This window comes from Paenibacillus lutrae (genome assembly GCF_009757775.1).
Classification (GTDB): Bacteria; Bacillota; Bacilli; order Paenibacillales; family NBRC-103111; genus Paenibacillus_F; species Paenibacillus_F lutrae.
Genome location: NZ_RHLK01000001.1, coordinates 291,420 through 309,928, shown reverse-complemented (window position 1 = coordinate 309,928; position 18,509 = coordinate 291,420). Strand labels below are relative to the sequence as shown.

12 protein-coding genes and 1 pseudogene are annotated in these 18,509 nt (G+C 48.4%); 4 read left to right on the top strand and 9 right to left on the bottom strand.

Annotation, left to right across the window (positions count from 1 at the left end; translation table 11 throughout):
* Nucleotides 1–17: 17 nt before the first annotated feature.
* Nucleotides 18–980 (bottom strand): NAD(P)-dependent alcohol dehydrogenase, encoded by a 963-nt coding sequence (locus tag EDM21_RS01245; RefSeq protein ID WP_157332121.1) that lies wholly within the window; start codon nt 978–980, stop codon nt 18–20.
* Between the two features lie 163 nt (nt 981–1,143).
* Between EDM21_RS01245 and EDM21_RS01240 the strand changes: the two genes are divergently transcribed.
* Nucleotides 1,144–1,728, top strand: coding sequence for a Crp/Fnr family transcriptional regulator (locus EDM21_RS01240; RefSeq protein ID WP_157332625.1), 585 nt, complete (start codon nt 1,144–1,146; stop codon nt 1,726–1,728).
* A 549-nt stretch (nt 1,729–2,277) separates the two neighbouring features.
* Here the strand turns inward: EDM21_RS01240 and EDM21_RS01235 are convergent.
* The 6 genes from EDM21_RS01235 to EDM21_RS01210 form a co-directional block, all read right to left on the bottom strand.
* Nucleotides 2,278–4,449: a LamG domain-containing protein gene (locus EDM21_RS01235; protein WP_157332119.1), complete on the bottom strand. Its 2,172-nt coding sequence runs from the start codon at nt 4,447–4,449 to the stop codon at nt 2,278–2,280.
* A 549-nt stretch (nt 4,450–4,998) separates the two neighbouring features.
* A complete protein-coding gene (locus EDM21_RS01230; RefSeq protein WP_157332117.1) occupies nt 4,999–6,363 on the bottom strand; it encodes a sulfatase-like hydrolase/transferase in 1,365 nt (454 codons plus the stop codon).
* A gap of 33 nt (nt 6,364–6,396) precedes the next feature.
* Nucleotides 6,397–7,257 (bottom strand): carbohydrate ABC transporter permease, encoded by an 861-nt coding sequence (locus EDM21_RS01225; RefSeq protein WP_157332115.1) that lies wholly within the window; start codon nt 7,255–7,257, stop codon nt 6,397–6,399.
* A gap of 3 nt (nt 7,258–7,260) precedes the next feature.
* The gene (locus EDM21_RS01220) at nt 7,261–8,160 is read right to left on the bottom strand and encodes an ABC transporter permease subunit (RefSeq protein ID WP_157332113.1); all 900 of its coding nucleotides are present in this window, start codon (nt 8,158–8,160) and stop codon (nt 7,261–7,263) included.
* Between the two features lie 44 nt (nt 8,161–8,204).
* Entirely contained in the window at nt 8,205–9,536 is a 1,332-nt protein-coding gene (locus EDM21_RS01215; protein ID WP_157332111.1) for an ABC transporter substrate-binding protein, read from the bottom strand.
* A gap of 17 nt (nt 9,537–9,553) precedes the next feature.
* Nucleotides 9,554–10,276 (bottom strand): GntR family transcriptional regulator, encoded by a 723-nt coding sequence (locus EDM21_RS01210; protein ID WP_166541770.1) that lies wholly within the window; start codon nt 10,274–10,276, stop codon nt 9,554–9,556.
* A 394-nt stretch (nt 10,277–10,670) separates the two neighbouring features.
* On the opposite strand from EDM21_RS01210, the pseudogene EDM21_RS24805 reads away from it, so the two are divergent.
* A pseudogene (locus EDM21_RS24805) lies at nt 10,671–10,811 on the top strand (transcriptional regulator); the annotation flags it as partial.
* Between the two features lie 14 nt (nt 10,812–10,825).
* Here the strand turns inward: EDM21_RS24805 and EDM21_RS01200 are convergent.
* Nucleotides 10,826–11,299 carry a class I SAM-dependent methyltransferase gene (locus EDM21_RS01200; protein WP_338043911.1) on the bottom strand — a complete coding sequence of 158 codons (474 nt, stop codon included), beginning with the start codon at nt 11,297–11,299 and terminating at the stop codon, nt 10,826–10,828.
* A gap of 291 nt (nt 11,300–11,590) precedes the next feature.
* On the opposite strand from EDM21_RS01200, the gene EDM21_RS01195 reads away from it, so the two are divergent.
* Both EDM21_RS01195 and EDM21_RS01190 read left to right on the top strand, forming a co-directional pair.
* A complete protein-coding gene (locus tag EDM21_RS01195) occupies nt 11,591–11,764 on the top strand; it encodes a hypothetical protein (RefSeq protein WP_157332105.1) in 174 nt (57 codons plus the stop codon).
* Nucleotides 11,765–12,292: 528 nt separating this feature from the next.
* Nucleotides 12,293–12,646, top strand: coding sequence for a GNAT family N-acetyltransferase (locus tag EDM21_RS01190; RefSeq protein WP_235917968.1), 354 nt, complete (start codon nt 12,293–12,295; stop codon nt 12,644–12,646).
* Nucleotides 12,647–13,095: 449 nt separating this feature from the next.
* On the opposite strand, the gene EDM21_RS01185 is transcribed toward EDM21_RS01190, so the two are convergent.
* Entirely contained in the window at nt 13,096–18,312 is a 5,217-nt protein-coding gene (locus EDM21_RS01185; RefSeq protein ID WP_157332103.1) for an alpha/beta fold hydrolase, read from the bottom strand.
* Nucleotides 18,313–18,509 lie beyond the last annotated feature (197 nt).

The following is an 18,509-nucleotide window of genomic DNA, read 5'->3' as shown; positions in this document are numbered from 1 at the left end:
AAGGGTCACGGCTGACTTTAGAACTTAATAATTACGTTCCCTTGTTTACGTTCAGTCTCTACATACTTGTGGGCATCTGGGAGGAGCTCCAGAGGATATCGACGATCGATCACGGCGTTAAGCGTTCCCTTTCTTGTGAGTTTCATGAGAAACGCCAAATTCGCTTTGTTCTGCATAAGGCCGGCTGTTGCAAAAACAGCTCGTTTGCCTTTATACAGGGAAGTCCACATCATCTGTAACACGATAGATAACTTAAGTGCGGTAGTAAGATAGATTCCCTTAGGCACAAGTACGCGTCTGCATACAGAGAAGGAACGCTTGCCTACCGCATCAAAAACGACATCATAGGCTTTGTCCGCTTTCGTGAAATCCTCCTGGGTATAATCAATAATGAAATCCGCCCCTGCTTTTCTTACCAAATCTTCATTGCCGGCAGAGCAAACACCAGTTACTTCAGCACCATAGTATTTGGCTAATTGCACTGCGTAAATCCCGACAGCTCCCGAAGCGCCATTAATCAGCACTTTCTGCCCTTTTCGCAGCTTGGCCTTATCCCTTAGAAATGTCAAAGCGGTGGCACCCCCGTCACAGACGCCGACGGCTTCTTCAAAGGTGATAGCGTCCGGTATGACCGAGAGCGGACTCTCTTCGGTGAGGCACATATATTCGGCATAAGCACCGAAGTTTTTGACACTCATCCCCACAAGGCGGTCCCCCGCTTTAAAGTGCTTCACTTCTTGGCCGACCGCCTCAACCTCTCCGGCAAACTCGACTCCTCCAATTGCATATTTCGGTCTGGACCACCCGTATATGAATTTAATCATAAGCGGATCGCCCTTGCGAAAGCTAATATCCGAAGGTCCTACTTTGGCAGCGTGAATTCGTATGAGAATTTCCTTGATTCCAGGCGACGGTTTTGCGATTTCTTGCGGGACAATCACTTCTGCTGAACCATACGAGATTTGTACCATGGCTCTCATGAGTTTTCCCTCCTATTCATTAGTGCGTATTATATAGAACATACCATCACAAACAATGAAAATTATTTATGATCCACTGCAATGGTCCTTTACAGAAGGCTCTCTAACATTAGAAAATGGATTGGAGTAAGGACAGAAGAGAAGGAGATGAAAGAAAGTGGTAATGGAAGACATTTTATATAAGTATATGTCGAGATGGACTTCCCTTAACGAGGAAGATCAGCAAGCCATTGTGGACGAGATTCGTATAGAAGAATTTAAAAAGGGAACCGTTCTTTTCAAACAAGGAGATGCTCCTACAACCTGTTATTTCATCCTAAAAGGTTGCGTAAGGCAGTATTCGATCGATGAAGAGGGAAGAGAGGTCACCTCCAATTTCTACTCTGAAGAGCAAGCCATCGCCATTTTCAATCATCACAAAACAGAGAAGTCGTCCGATTACACGTTCACGTGCGTTGAAGACTCTGTAATGGTCGTTGGCGACCTGAATATAGAACAAGACATGTACGACAAACACCCTCAATTGGAGATAATGACCCGTAGGATGATCGAGGAAAACTTTAGTCAGGTCCAAGAAGAATTCGCTGCTTTTATCGCTTCTACGCCTGAAGAACGCTTTAAGAAACTGCAAATGAAACGCCCTTCTCTTATTGACCGGGTACCCCAACATCAATTGGCCAGTTATCTCGGCATTACTCCAGAGTCACTAAGTAGAATTAAGAAGAGAATCGACCAAGACTCCCGCTGATCCAATAACCCTTTCCTTGAGTACCCATGAAAAATCCCCTAAGTTAATTGTAACTAGGGGAATGTTTACGTGCATTGACTTAAGTCAAGAGAGAGCCTGGCAAATGGGAACCTACGTATGTCGTGAGAAAACAAAACTTGCCGTTACAGACAGCGCGGTGAACCGTATCATAAATAGTAGAAAAGCAAAAAATTCAATTACCTGTGTTATCGTCAGACATATGGAAATAGGGTTTGGTGGGCTGGTAAAGAAATAGTACCTACCGAATCAAATGATAACGATGGTGTTGCTGTTGCAATTGAGAGATTTGTGGTGCAATCACTTGCTGATAATGATTCTACTCTAACGTGACACGATAGTTGATAATCAATGGTTGAAAAACGAGTTTGAAAAGTTCCAAATAGAAGGATCCCTCCGAAGTAATCAAAAAAGCTTGATGCCCTTAAACGACGGCATCAAGCTTTTTTGATTACAATATACATAAATATACATTTTTTTGTATCTAACTATAGATGAAGCTGGCCGCTGTGATCGACAGCTATCTCCTATTCAAGGATGAGCGAGCTGGTAGATTTGCGCCGAGTTCAGAGCGGACGAGTAGAAGCGGAAATCATCCGTTTGGCCGTTCCAATTCGGGTTCGCGCTTGTCGGAGACTTGTGAGCCCCGATGCGAAAAGGCGCGGTCTGGGCTTCGATTGTCCGGCCTGCGGAACCGGAGGAACTGCCGTTGACATACAACGTCACGACTCCCGCACGATGGACGACCGCGACATGCGTCCAGGCACCCGTCGGGATCGTACCGCTGCCGAGCAGCGCACTCCCACCGAGGAACGTGCCGAGCTGTCCCGTTGCCGTCTCGCGATACAGCCACGTGCGGCCTGAGGTGCCTTCTTGCTGCAGAATGGTCTGGCTGGTACCGGCGGACACGCCGAGCTTCACCCAGCCGGCCGCCGTGAAGTCGCCGGCTCCCGCGCTGATGCCCACGGGAGCGCTGACGTAATCGTCCGTGCCGTCCAGCTTGAGCGAGCCGGCGAGCCGTCCGGCCGGATCCCAGACGGGACCGTTCTTCAGCGCAGCCGCAGCGGTCCCGGCGCTGTCCGCGGCGGTTGATCCGGTCGTCTCGTCGAAACGGTAATGCGCGAGCGGCGCGGCAACCGCGGGAAGCAGCCCCGGCCCGCCGAATGCGCCTATATTCGGGGAACTACCGGCCGATACCGGGTTGCCGAAATAATCGCGCCCGCCGTTTCCGGCAATGACCGCACCGGAACCGAGCGCAGCCGATCCGGCAAAGAGCTTGTAACCATCCGTGGCCGCGCTTCCGGCTTGAACAAGCCACGGGTCGGTCGTAATCGTATTCGTGGCGCCGACCGGCACGGGAACTCCGATTAGAACGTTACGGTCCAGGACGAAGGTCGGATCGTTCAGAGACCAGGTTACGTTCCCGCTGCCTTCCTTGTAAACGAGGTTGTTGCGGAATCGGACCGTTTGGGGCTGGCTGGTGTTTTCTTCATAAATAACCGGTGACAAGCCTGAACCGATATACATCGTATTGTTGTAAATTTGACCTTCGACTTCTCCGCTGCAGCTCTGAAACATTCTGGCCCGATCGTTGACCGATATGTTGTAGCGAATCGTAAAGTTAACCGGTTTGCCGCGTCCTTGCGGGCAGAGGAGGAAGAAGCCGCCTTCGTTGCCGTGCGAGTAATTGTACTGGAACACGACATTGCTCGTCGAATGATCCACATCATACGCCATACCGTCAAGAGTCGTTTTGCCGCCGGACGTATCGTTGAGCTGAAATGTGACGGCGTTGGAATTCGCCGTCCACATGCCGGCGTTATAAGAGTTCGAGCGGACATTGAAGCCCGCCAGCGTATTCGACTCCACGAGGGCGCCTTCTACAGTCATCGGGGCGATGCCGTCGCCGCCGATATCGTTCAGCGTATTGCCGCGAACGATGAGATCGGTCATCGGCTTCCATGCGCCGCTGCACAAGCTACCCCAGAATTCGGCAAGTTGTGTCCGCTGGCAGTAGTTCGACCAGACATAAATCCCTTGCCGGTCGACACTGCTGATGAGATTGTTCACAATCCGCACATCATGGAAAGCGGTCGGAACCGTCGTTCCGAGCACCTGGAGCACGATGCCGCCGGAGGCGTTCGCGTATTTGCCCGTGCCGTGGTAATTGCCGCTCACCGTAGACGGCATATAGCCCCGGACGTCATGGATATACAAGTTCGAAAGCGTGATGCCGTACAGATCGCCGGCATCCTGACCGAGAACATGCACTCCGCGCCGAGCCGTCGTATTGTCGCCGGAAGCGGTCAGTTCCAGATCCTGCACGTGCACGTACTGAATGTTCCGCAGACGGACGGCATCTTCCTGTCCGTTGGCATGAATGACCGGACGGGCGGTACCGGTGCCATAGGCGGCGATCCCGATAGGCGACGAGGCGCTGCCGCTGCCGATCGGAGCGAAGGTGCCATTGCATGCGGAACCGCGTTTGAACAGGACGGTATCCCCGGGCGTCAGCGTAACGCCGTTAATCGAAGCCAATTGATTGAAAGGTGAGGTTGATGTGCCGTTCCCGGCAGTCGTCGCTTTGCAGTCGACATAATACGTCGAACCGGCGGCATTCGCAGAAGGCAACCAGCCGGAAGGCGCAAGCGAGGGGAGAAAAACGAAGAGGGAGAAGAGAATAAGAACGGTCTTTCTGAACATAAATCGTCAGCTCCTTTAATCGATGTGGGGTCAAGCGTTCATCGAGCATCCCGGTGCTTATCCGAATCTCGGAGAAACGCGACCGTCGGCTCGGTAACGGCCATCGCCGGCGGGTAGCCTATCGGCGCCCGTCTCGGAAGGAGTCCTTGGCAAAGCGGAAATAAACGATAGAAGAGGAACGGGCTCGGGTCCTGGTTCAGATGCAGGCGGATCGGTTTCGTCTGCAGGATCGGAGCAGTACGTGAATCACGTGATGAAGGATTCAAATCTGTCCGGTCAAAACCCGAGCAGGCCTTGCAGATGACGCGTCAGCCATTCCTCTTTTCGTTTGTTTATCGGGTAGGCATAACCACCCCCTTTCATTTTGATAGGGGACTTTACGGGCGCGCTCTAGGTATAGCAGAGGCTGTGCGAGTATGACGTGCCTAGCCGAACCCGAGTGGATTGTCGAGCACAATGACCGTCTCTCCGGTCCGGAGCTTACTCGAATCGCCGAATTCGGCGATACTTGCGGACAGATTGGAACAGACCATGATCATCTCGGGGTTCTTATCGTTTTGCTTCTTGCGGCGTTACTTTCCGCTGGCCGCCGGCTCTGGCCGGCGCGTTCATGATGACGGGCGCAATTTCCCCGGCTTCGACTATTCGCCGAAGTAAGCGTGCCTTGAGCACATCAGCGGCCTCACGGTGCGAATCCAAACCGGCCAGGTTGGTCAGCTCGTAGGGATCGGTCTCAAGATCATAGAGGAATGTCTCCGTGTATACGTCCGAGCCTGGCTGCCGATTGCCGTCTTTCCCTTCCGCCACGACCCCGTATTTCCATTTGCGTGTCCGAATGGCGCGGGCGACGCTGCTTTCACTGATTTGGACGAATACTTCCTCCGGCCAGGGTTCGGTTGCCGCTTCGCCCTTTCCTTTGACCAGCGGCAAAATCGACCGGCCCTGCATATAGTCAGGCGCCTCAATGCCGGCGGCCTCGAGAAGAGTCGGCGGCAGATCGATCAGACTGACCAGCTCCGCAAGCTTGCGTCCCCGGCTGAAGCCCGGCCCCGTAAACGCCATCGGCACACGGATCGAGCCTTCGTGGCACGATCGCTTGTATTCCTCGTTGCGCGTCTTAAAGTGATTCCCGTGATCGGAGGTGAACAGTACAATCGTATTCTCCTCCAAATCCAGGCTCTTCAGCGCGTCAAGCAGCCGACCGAGGGCTTCGTCCAGCCGTTTGACCATACCGTAATAGCCACCGGCATGCTGATACACACTCCCGCCGAGCGCCGCCAAGTCGGGAGGCAGCCATCGTCCGGCATATTGCTCGCCATAACCGGTAGGAGTCGGGTAGTTGTCGATATGGTTCTGGTGATGCGGCTCCAGATAGGAGACGAACAGGAAGAAGGGCTCCTCTTGATGCCCATCCACATAGCGGATCGCGGCGTCGGTCAGGGCATCGACCCGGTAGCCGGGAAGCCGGACGGGGTTGCTGTCCTTGTCGTAAACAACGGTGCTGTAGGCGTCCGACGTGAATTCCAAAATGTTGGAGGCAAGCCAATATTCGTATCCTTGCCGTTTGTCCGCCGGAACGGGTTCTTCGGCCGCAAGGTGCCATTTGCCGATATAACCGGTCCGGTAGCCGGCCCGTTTGAAATGGTCGCCGAGCGTATCCAGCGTGTCCGGCAGGGGAATTCCGTTTTTGTAGCAGCCGGACGTCGTCGCATACACACCGGTTTGCAGGCAGGAACGTGCCGGTCCGCACACGGGCTGACACGTAAAGGCATGTTCGACATGAGTCCCGTAAGCCGCCATGCGATCGAAATTCGGCGTCAATCCCAACGGGTTGCCGTGAATGCCTGTCGTGTCCCAGCGCTGCTGATCGGTGAAAAAGACGATGATGTTAGGTTTGCATACAGGTGCTGTCATGAAAAAACTCCTCTCGAGTCGTCGTACATTTGTTTATTCCTTAATTCCTCCGGCAGTCAAGCCCTCCACCATGTATCGCTGCAAAAACAGAAACAGCACAACCAGCGGAGTAGTAGCGGTCACAGCGGCGGCGGTAGCGCCCGACCAATCCGTGTTGAACTCGCCCAGGAACGTTAGCGACAGGCCCGGACTGAGTGTCCGCATTTCCAGGTCGCGAACAAGCGTCATACCGAACAGGAAATCATCCCAAGCGACGAGGAACGTGTAGATCGTTACCGCCATGATGCCCGGTTTGGTCAGAGGCAGAATGATATGGACAAGCGCCCTCAGCCGGGTGGCTCCGTCCACTTCGGCCGCTTCTTCCAGTTCGCCTCCGATGCCGTCGATGAATGTCTTCATCATCATGATGGAGAAGGGCAGAGCGGTCGTTGTCGCCGCGAGGATCAGCGCGGGAAGCGTGTTCAGCAGATGCAGCTTGCTGTACAGCGTATAGAGTCCGATAAGCAGTGTTACCGCGGGAAACATTTGTGACGAGAGGAAAAAGACGAGCAGCAGGTGGCTGCCGCGGAACCGGAACCGGGAGAACCCATAGCCGGCCAGCACCGAAACCAAGATGGTGAGCAGGGATGATCCGGCGGCAACGACAGCAGTATTCCGATAGAACATCAGAAATTCCTTGGACAGCACAATGTCCCGATAGCTCTGGAAAGTCCATTGTGCCGGGAACCAGCGGGGCGGGAACTGGAAGAGTTCCCCGTTCGTCCGCAAAGACACGGACACGAGCCAATAGACCGGGAACAGGAACAGGACGAGAATGAGGGCGAGCAGAATGTAGACGAGCGGTTTCGTTCTTTGAAACTTGGCGCGTTGATTCGCGCGTTGAAAGAGAACCATGGATCAGTCGCCTCCTTGCGAACCGCGGTTTGCGAGGCGATTCAGCGGAATGCTTACGAGAAGGAGAAGGAGCATCCAAAGAACCCCGATCGCCGAGCCTTTGCCAAGATCGTACGTTTGGAAGGCGGTCTCGTATGTAAAAATAGCCAGAGATTGGGTAGCGGCAGCGGGACCGCCTCCGGTCATCGTGTAAAACAAGGTGAACATCTGGAAGTTCGCGATGATCATGAGCAGGGTTACGTTGGCGAGAACAGGTTTCAAAGCAGGCAGTGTGATGTAGAAAAATGTCTGCGTGCCGCCCGCTCCGTCGATCTTTGCCGCTTCATAACGGTCATGGGGAATGCCCTGCAATCCGGCCAAGGTCATAACCGCGACGAGCGGCGTTTGACGCCAGACGGCCACCCCCATAATGCCGAACAGCGCAAGCTTCATGTCATTCAGCACGTTCAACTTTTCGCCGGTCAGACCGCTCTGGAGGAGTAGACCATTCAACAAACCGTAATCGGCTTGATAAATAAGCATAAAGACGAGCGCCGCGACAAGTGTCGGGATCGCCCACGGGATGAGCAGCACGCTTCGGAAGAAAGTACGAAACTTGATATTGCTCTGCAGCAGCAGCGCCGTGACGAGCCCGAGCATGATCTCGCTTGCGACAGTCAGACTGACATAGACGAGCGTAACCGAAAGCGAATGGTAGAATTCCCCACCGGCAAGCAACGACGTATAATTCGACAAACCGGACCACTGCCGCTCGGATGAAAGTAAGGAAGACAGCTGAAAACTCGTCAGCACGGAGCGAGAGAGAGGGTACAGGATCGTCATGGACATGAGCAGCGCGGCCGGAAGGATGAGCAGGATGCCGAGGGCTTGATTTTTGCGGGTACGCGTCCGTCTGATTGGCACGATAACCTCACCTTCCTTTTATGAAAAGTCTGGTACGTGAACTATTATTTATACAAGGCTTTCAGCTTCGGCATTATCTTGTCGATAAGGGCCGGTATCGGTTCGTTCGTGGTTGCGGCCAGTACGGCGAGATTGGACGCTTCCTTCATCGCTTGGTCGAATTTCGGATTGGCCGTGGGCAGCAGGCTCGCCGTCTTCATTTGCTCGTTGAACACTTTGGCGTAATCGTCCAAGTTAAGCTCCGGAAGGGATGCGACGGAGATACGAGAAGACATGACGCCGTTCAGCTTGTGGTATAGAATCATGGCTTCCTTCGACACGAGATAATTTACGAATTCGGCAGCCTCGCCAGCGTGTTTCGTAGAAGCGGAGATGAGAAGCTGATGCTCGGTGAATACCGTCTCGGAGCGGCCGGTAACCCCGGCCGGTATCGTCGCGACACCCCATTCCCGGTCGAACGCTTCGCCTTTGCCGCTCGTCTGGCGGAAGTTATTCCTTCCGAAGTCGCCGTCCACGAGCATGCCCAGGGAGCCTGTTCCGAACATAGCGCGCAGGTCTTTGATCTCGGCGCCGACCGGCGTGATCTTGTTAACGGCCAATTCGCGCAAATCGTTCAGCGAGTCGGTCAGTGCCGGTCCTTGATCGAACGACAGTTTCCCTTGGTCGTCAATAAATTTACCGCCTCTGGCTAGCGTATTGCGAAGGAGCATCTGTCCTGTATACGCCCCCGTCTTCGTGGTTTCCCCGATGCCGTAGATCGGATTTCCTTGCTCGTTCTTCCCCAGCTTCGCGATAGCGGCGGCGTATTCGAGCATTTCATCTATCGTTCTCGGCGGCTTGTCAGGGTCGAGGCCGGCTTGCCGGAAGAGCGTCTTGTTCCAGAAAAGGGCATTCGGATGAGGTGTCCACGGCATCGCGATGACTTGACTGCCGAATGTAACGCCCGACTTGCTGGGCGGCAAAATATCGGCGATGACGTCGCTGCCGAGCAGCGGTTCGAGCGGCTGGGCGATACCTGCGCTTGCGAAGGCTGGCGTAAACCCTTGGTTCGCCATAAGAACGTCCGGCGTATTGCCGCCCGTGGAGGCGACAAGCATTTGATCTTTATATTCATTGAACGGAATGCCGAGCGACTTGATCTTGATGTTCGGATGCGCAGCCTCGAAGCCCGCAACAAGCTGTGCGAAAGCTTCCTTAGTGGAGTCTTCGGTCGAGATCCAGTTGGCGAAAGTGAGCTCGATCGTCTCATCGCCCTTGCCGGCATCGTTGCCGGCGTTCCCGGTTTTTTTTCCGCCATCCGAAATGCTGCCGCAAGCCGTCATAAAGATCAACACGGCAACGGTAAGCAACAGGGTGGTCCTTCTCCAAGCTTTCATCGTTCATTCTCCTTTGGTTATCGGCTTAATAAAATCTCGTGCGCGTAGCGGTCGGGATGGCAATACGATAACGAATACTGCAGCGGCTGATTGCGATTGTTGAACAGCAGCGTGCGGATGAGGAGCACGGCCGTGCCGGTCTCAACATCGAGCAGCCGGGCGATCCGTTCATCGGCAATCAAGGCGCCGTAGCGCTGTGCGCCCTTCTGCACATGAACACCGTTTCGTTCCAGCAGCTCGAACACGGTTGTTTCGGCAAGCTCCTCAGGGGTCAAGACCGGCGAGAGATTAATGTTGAAGTAATTCTCGTCAGCCAGCACGCAAGCTCCGTCCACCGACACCCGGCGTACCGCGCGCAGCATGCTTGTTCCCGGCGCTATGCCAAGCGAATCCACAGCATCTGGCGGGGCGCCGCAAGCGGCGAATTCCACGACTTCGGTTATCGGCGCAAGTCCTTGCCGGTGAAGCTGCTCGACTAGGCCGACCAGCCTGGTTGTCGTCGGAACGGCTTGCCTCCTCGTTACGAATGTGCCCTTGCCGTGCTTACGTACGAGCAGCCCTTCCGAGACGAGCTCTCCCAAGGCCTGCCGTACAGGCGAGCGGCTCAACCCCAGCAGCCGCTGAAGCTCGCGTTCGCTTGGAATGACCGAATCGGCCGCCCATTCTCCCGAGTCGATTTTCTGCTTGATATAGCTTTTCAACTGGTAATACAGCGGGACTGAGCTTTGTAGCAGTTCCATGTCTTTCTCCCCTTTGATCGGTCGGATTTGGCTGACTGGTATTCTGGTCATGACCAGTAAACGAAGAAAAGACACTATTCGGTAAACGAAATAGTGTCTCCAGCGATCTGGTCAACAGATTATGTACGGAAATTCTTATCCGATTAGTAGGAATTATAGAGCGGGGGAGCTCCTGGCGTCAATAGTTTTTTTGGAAAGGTGATGCGGAAGTGAAATGGAGATGTAAAAGATCAGTGATTTACAGAATGATCCTTCCGTTATTCTACGCTGTACTGAATATTGCCTGAAGCCGCGTCCGAAGAGCAGCGAACTTGAAAGAGGACGCGTATTTAACGGCTGTCCCTTCATACACCATGGAGTCTATTACAGTAAATAAGTTTCGGAGGAGACTGTTGTGAGCGAGAATAAGCGGTTGCGAGATGTGTTTGACATTGCCGATCCGACTAGGACTAGGCGCCAGCTGATTCATTTGTTATCTGGGGCAGAGGAGCTACCGTTGCATAAATTAACGGTACATTTTCAAATGGGCCGCACAACAAGAAAATTGAGCTAGCTTGTGAGCTTCTTTTTCCGGAGGAAAGTATTGGTCCCTTGCTGTGACTGCCGTTGATCTGTATTCCCGACATAGTCGATACCGGTGTTGGCGATCCAGGGATCGCTTTTGAAATATGAAAAGGCGATTTTCAACGGGTCTTCAAATTCAGGTTCATCCTCCATAGCCAGCATGTTCAGTAGTGGGTGCATTTCATAAATAACTAGCATACCGTCTTTTTTCAGCAAGGTAGAGGCAATGCCGAAAAATTTGTGTAAATCAGGCAGCCAGGTGAGAGCTCCGATGGAGATGTACAGCAGGTCATACTGGTTGATAGGCGTACTATCAATGTCATAAACATCGGTGCGCACGAAAGTACAGGGCAATCCGGAAGTCTCGGCAAGCTCTTTGGCTTCCTCGATGACATGATCGGAAATGTCGAAACCGGTGCCGCTTTGAGCGCCGAGGTTGACCAGGGACAACCCGAATATGAATTGTCCTGACCGTGCATTAAATCAGTAGCGATAACAAGAACAGATTCATGTGTTAATAAAGAAAAAATCAATTGTATGCAATCTTTTATACCGCTCATAGTAGTGGGTTGGAAACAACAAAACAAATCAACATTATAGACATATGTATAAAATATTATGTAACTTACATATTCAGAAATGCTAGCAAACGATAATATTTACCAAGTGGAGTAATAGGAAATTCTTACGGCATATTACATTTCAGCTCCTCAATCAATTGATGATGATTTACTTCAGCTGCCAGAAATTATGATTGATCCGATTGCAAATCCAGATCTTCTAGAAGTGGTTTTATCAACGATTATAAACTATTTATGGAATGCCTTTGGATTTGGAGCAAACCAGAACATAGTTGAGGTAGTAAGTACAGCAATTGTTGAAGAACTGGATAAAGTAGTAGTTGTAGCTACTTGGAATCAGTGACACAAGGTTCTACTTAATAATTTCGTATATAATTAATAATGTCATACATTATTAATGTCGGATGACAAGAACTTATATCGTTTGCCGTATTGGGACAAGAACTTATATCGTTTCCCGTAATTGAGGATCTTTCTCAAACCGCAAAGAGAACGATGTGAATTAAGTGTAGAAAACGCGATGTCCAGGCAGTAGCGCAGGTGACTGTAGGAACTGGTGAAGTCCGCAGAAACGCCTTTATAAATGTGGTATATTTGATGTTGTGATACTTTCTAAATTGAGGTGTTTATGATTACCAAACGGAGTTTGCTTCAAACCGCAATTTTTTATTTAAAACAATTTGATAAATGAACGGAAGTGACTAATGAACATTCGTCTGTTGAATGACTCTGATGCCCAAGTTTACAAGGAAGTAAGGTTGCGTGCATTGAAAAATGATCCTGATTCATTTGGATCAACGTATGAGCAAGAAGAAACTAAACCTCTGGGGCACATTATAGAAAGGATACACCATACAAAGATCAATTTGCCTTGGGATGTTTTGACGACAATAACACATTAGTTGGCATTGTCAATTTTTCACGAGAGAACAGGCTTAAGACGGCACATAAAGGAAATATTTACGGCATGTACGTAGAGCCTAAATTTCGAGGACGGGGGTCAGGTAAAGCCCTTCTAATAGCCTTGATTGAAAGAGCAATAAGAGAATGTGAAGGGTTGGAACAGATTCATTTGACGGTTGTGTCTAATAACAATTCAGCTAAACGCTTATATGTCTCGCTGGGGTTTGAAGTTTACGGTGTAGAACCACATGCATTAAAGTTTGATGAACAGTATTTCGATGAAGACTTAATGATTTTAAAGATTGCGAATTTAAAGACCTAAGGGGAACTTTTGGGCACACATAAAACGGGGGTGGTCATATGTCGGATGACAAGAACATATATGCTATATATGCTTAAAAGTCGCGTAACAGCGGCTTTTTTTGTAACGATATAAATGCTTGGCACAAGTCAGTGACAAGAACTTATAATACGTTTAACCCACATCGTTCTCTTTGCGTATTGAGAAAGATCCTCAATTACGGGAAATTTGGACGTCTTTTTCGTTTGGTCTGTAGTGAATAAGCTATAGTTCACATAATAAATTTTATGTTTTAATGAGGGAGCGGTAAGCTTATCCTGATGATCATAGCCGGTTTTGTGGTTGCATCGACAGTTTTGATAAGTAAAGCGGCAATTGTTACTTTTCAAAAGTTACAGTTCAACATTTTAAGGAGCCTTAAGCCAAAATTGGTTGGCGAAGGCTCCTTTTTTTTACTTTGTTCTTACAATTTAGTTCGTAGTAACCGTCAAGGGATTAGATGGAGCTACATTGCCGGCTGCGTCCCGAGCTTTTATAGTAAACATGTGGCTCTTTTTTGAAACTAGACCGCTTACTGTATAATTGGTTTCTGCGGTATATGCAACAAGTGTATTTCCCTGATAAATCTCATATCCTTTGACGTAGGAGATGCTGTCATTTGATGCTCCCCAGGATAAGGAAATCGTATTTGTTGTTTTGCCGGTAGAAATCAGATTGTTTGGCATTGAAGGCGGTGTTTTGTCGATCTTAATGTAAGCGACGCTTTCTGGGCTCATATTACTGAGCTTATCGATTGCCCGGGCGAACACAGGAGTCATGCCTTCCATGTTAAATGGAACCATCAATGAATAGTCAACCCAAAGGCCATTTGTTCCTATTTTATATTGCTGCTTAGCAACTCCACTACCTGTTTCATTTCCGGTACTTAGGTGGAAAGTTGCTTTCGTATTTTGCCACTCCAGATTATTAAGCATGATCGTGGGCGATGGTTCTGTTCGGTCAATTTGTATGGTTCCCGAAACTTCTAAGCTTACATTGCCGGCTCGGTCAATGGTTCGTACATATACTGTAGTTATACCTTCGGTTTCTACGGTGACCGGGGAGACGTATTCTGTCCAATTACCTGAATTCTGTTTATACTCTGTCCGATACACGCCGCTCAAAAAATCCTTACCTGACACCACCGAAAAAGGAACGTTGGATGTTGTCCATTTTGAATTACTAATAGTCAGAAGTGGTGTTGAGGGTGCTGTCTTATCGATTCTTATCGTGATGTCACTTGAAGCCCCGATATGTCCTAATTTATCTATACTCCGGGCATAAATTTTGGTTTCTCCTTCAGACGTTATGGTTATTGGCCTGCTATATTCAGTCCAAACGTCGTTTTCACGTAGTCTATACTGTGATTTGCTCACACCGCTCGCTGCATCCCAACCGTGTTGAAGTTTAATCAAAGTATCTTTATTCGTCCATTCATTGATATTTGGACTCAAGACTGGTGGAATGGGTGATGTTCTATCAATCCGAACGGGCACGATAGTTTCAGCACTTACATTACCGGCATTGTCGACCGTACGACCATAGATAAAAGTTTCTCCTTCTGCGGTTACGACAAATGGTACCGTATAGTCATTCCATATGCCTGTTGCGCCTACTTTATACTGAGCACCTCGCACACCGCTTTCCAGATCTTTTCCCGCCGCTACTGTAATCTTGACATTATCCTCCGTCCACTCTGTCGAAGTAGTTTGTAAAATAGGCGTGGTTGGTTGTTTTCTATCGATATAAACTTTAGAGGTTACCTTTGCGCTTCCGTTTCCAGCCCAGTCAGTCGCTCTTGCGAGAATGGAGGTCACTCCATCAGTAGATATTTGAAAAGGACCTGAATAAGTATACCATTCACCAGCGCCATTTAGCTGATATTCTAATTTTACATTGTGATCTTGTTTATCACCCAAATTCAGCGTAACGGTAACATCCCTATTCGTCCAATCGGTATAATCCGTGGTTGCGATAGGGGGGAGCGGCGGCTTCTTATCAATATGGACATCAAATTCAATGATGTCTGAATGATTATTATTTTTGTCTAAAGCGAATGCCGTGAAATGATAATCTCCATCTTGGTTTATTTTAAATGGTGCAGCATATTTTCTAAATTCGCCGCTATTAACGCTATACAGGATGTCTCGGAGGCCGGATCCTGAATCAAAGCCGGTTAAGTTCACGGTCACATCGGACGAATACCAATCCTTTAGACCCATACTTCCGGTAAGCTGATAGAATACTTTCGGATTAATACTATCATTGCTTCCCTCAGCATCAAGCACAACACTAGGCTGAAGCGTTCGTTCAATGATACCATCCCCATTTTCATCCACTTGGAGAGTATGAGTACCATTTATATTTATTTGAGTATTCATGACTGTCGAAGGGGTGACCGCGACTTCTTCAAATTTGATTGTTTTCTGTTTGTTGTATTTTTCATCGTAAGCAAAGTATGTGAGGGTCATCTTACCCCAACCAGTACCTACGAGTTTGACAGAGTATGTTCCATCATTTAAAGCCACCAATTTTTTGTCACCCAACACATTGTAGGAGCTGCCAGGAATATTACTTTCATATTGCTCCAAGTTGTTAACGCGCCCGTCATGGTTGCCTGCTGCGTCGTAGACATGCAAATCTACGGGACATTCAATAAGAAGTTTAAGGCTTTTATCATTGAGATTTGGTTTCTTTAAGATTCCATTTGGCAAGTCACTAATATTTTTCAAAATATTCGCCGTTAGCTGCATTACCGCGTCTTTACTGGGCAACGCTTTATGTTCGGCTCTCTCGATATAATACGTTTTTGCTTCAGGAGTTAAAAAATTCATTGTTGCACTGGTTATCGTAACAGTACCATCTCCATCGAGCATTGAGATGTCGCTTATTCCGTCATAGGAGTATTTATTCGAAAAAGGACCGGTTTCTGAGAAACCGAGCTGAATTAATCCGGGAGTCTCGCTCCTGGTACCGACAATATAGTAACTATCTACTTCGGGGTTGACACGTATAGATGAATGCAGTTGCTCGGCTTTACGGTACAAAGATTCATTAAACCAATCAATTGCAGCTCCATTGGTCCCGCGGCCAGTCAATATATCGACCGTTTGTTGATAGGTAGTTAATTTTTTGATATCCCTGCGGCCAAACCATCTTGTAAACTTAGTTTCGAGATAAGGACTGTTTGTCAGCTGAAAATGTGCTTCAGGAGGCAAGAGTTGATAGGCTGAAGTCATATTTATTGATAATTGTGCAAATAGGGGAATGTCAAATAAGCCGTTTTGCGATACTTGAAAGGATGATGCAGAGCCAAGAAAAGGCACACCGATATAAACGATTTTATTGATTCGACTGGCATTGCTTTGTGCAAATTTTTTTGCAACAAGCCCGCCCATGCTGTGAGCAACAATCGTAACTTTTTCCTCCGGAAGCGTCTCCACTAGCGCTTGCAGGCGCCTTGCCGTATCTGCAACATCGACTCGCCAATCATAACCAAAATCAGTGACATCAAAACCTTCATTTTCAAGTGTAACCTTCATTGGATTATAAACAAAGAAAACGGGAGGACCATGAACAATATTCTTTTTTGATGAACCATCCGAATTCATACTTAAATCACCAAGGACACTAAAGATATTTGACGGGATGGGCCATAATTGTTTCAGCGATTCGTCTTTATTATAAAGCTCACTTCCTGTAACCCCGGGGATCAATACTACTCTCCCTCTGGAAAAAACAGTATAGTCAAAATTTTTCTCTGTAACATTGCCACTGGTATCTTCAGCGATCACAGTAAACTGATGGACACCACGCGTTGTAGGATTCCAAGTGGCCGTTCCCTGAACGATTGCGAACTCATTGTTATCAAGTAAAACCCTAAATTTAGCAATACCCACATTATCTGTGGCTTTAAAACTAACCGTGTAAGCAGTACCGATCTGTATTTTGTCGTTTGTTTCCAAGTTAAATTCAACCACCGGAGCTATAGTATCAAGCGGAGCTGCAGGGTTTACGGTAATCGTAATTGTATTGCTTGGGTAGTCTGGTGCGTCTACTGGGAATGCTTGAATTCGAAATATGCCAGGTTCATAAGGGATGAAATCCCAAACGCCGGTCATTGCAGAATCGAAAAATTTAAAGTCTACAGTTTTCCCGTTGGAGTCAGTTGCGACTACTCGGGTAGGATGGGGTTGGTCATCGTATCGAAAACTCACTCTAACACTGCTTTTAACCGTTGTCACCGTTTTATCACTGCTAAGATGAGTAGATTGAATATGAACATTTCCGCTGGGCAATCCCGTAAGGCTGTTATCTTCATCTGCTCGTAAATTAATATTTCGCTTATATTGCTCATGGATAACATTTATAGGCTGAATAACGCCATAACCAATGTTTTGTGTACCGGCATTCGCATCAGCAGTATTAATCAGAGCTTTCCTGACGTCGTCTGCGTGCCAATTTGGGTGAACAGACCAAACCAAAGCAGCTGAAGCTGTTGCATGGGCCGCTGCCGCTGATGTACCGGAAACGGTCATATATTGATCGTTCGCATTGGAAGTGATAATAGATTCGCCAGGCGCGCTTAGTTCCAATTGGTCGGAGAAGTTGGAGAAGCTGGATCGTTTTAAAGAAGTATCCACCGATCCCACAGACATAACCGCCGCATAAGCAGCAGGATAAAGTAGTTGTGTTGTGCCGTTATTTCCGGATGGAGCAATAATTAATATTCCCGCTTGTCGCGCCTTCCTCAGTGCTTCGAGTAGGGAGGGACTGGGATTCTGGCCCCCGAAGCTCATATTCAATATATTCATTTTATTTTCAATCGCCCAGTCGATTCCTGCGATGATATCACTATAATTTCCAGTACCTGAACGATCCAACGCTTTGATAGAAAAAAGTTGTGCAGCAGGAGACAAGCCTTTTGTGCCAATACCATTAAGCTGAGCTGCGATAATACCGGCCATCTGGGTACCGTGGCCATTTTCATCCTGATTAAATGAACTGTAAAATGATGTTCCACCATCTACTTGAAGATCTTCATGAGATCCATCAATACCAGTATCGATGACACCAATTCGAACATTTTTGCCTTGAATGCCTTGTTCAGCTAAGGAACCTGCTGCTAACAAATTATAACCCCATGAAGTTTTTTCATCCTCAGGATATAAATGGTTTTTTTGCTGTGTATCAAGCAACGTGACTTTGTGATCAGGCTCGATGAATTCTACATCTTGACGGCTATGATATGCTTCGTACTCATCTTCTGTTAATTCTAAAGCAATTACAGACAAGTACTTGTATTCGTCAAAATAACTGGTTTTTTTTAAAGCGCGGTTATCCGCATATTTTTTTATACGGGCAGCCTCACGTTCTTTGTCGGTTTGATTTCTAAACTTAATTAGGTACTTGGATGTGACCTTGGGGGAAGTGTAGACAGCATTAGTTATTGTTTCATTTGGAAGAGGGAGATCATAGACAGTATTAGTTATTGTTTCATCTGGAACTGGGAGATCATAGACAGAGCCTGGAATTAGATTCGAATAGGTAGTGTTTAATGCCTGTACGGGGGCTGACAAACCAAAGGTAAACATGATTGCAAAAGCTAAACAAACCATTCCAAAACGAAAAACATGTTTTTGTTTCATAGCAGCACCTCAATTGATTAGGATAATAAATCATATTTCTCATCAGCTGTAAACGTATCACATTGAAAAGAAAAGTAAAGTTAAATTTAGCATATATAGAAAATCATGACATTTTCTAAATGCTCACTGCCATAGGAGGCGGACATTATCCATCCTGCGGAGAAATTAACATTCTTAAAGAGTTTAGTGATATATCG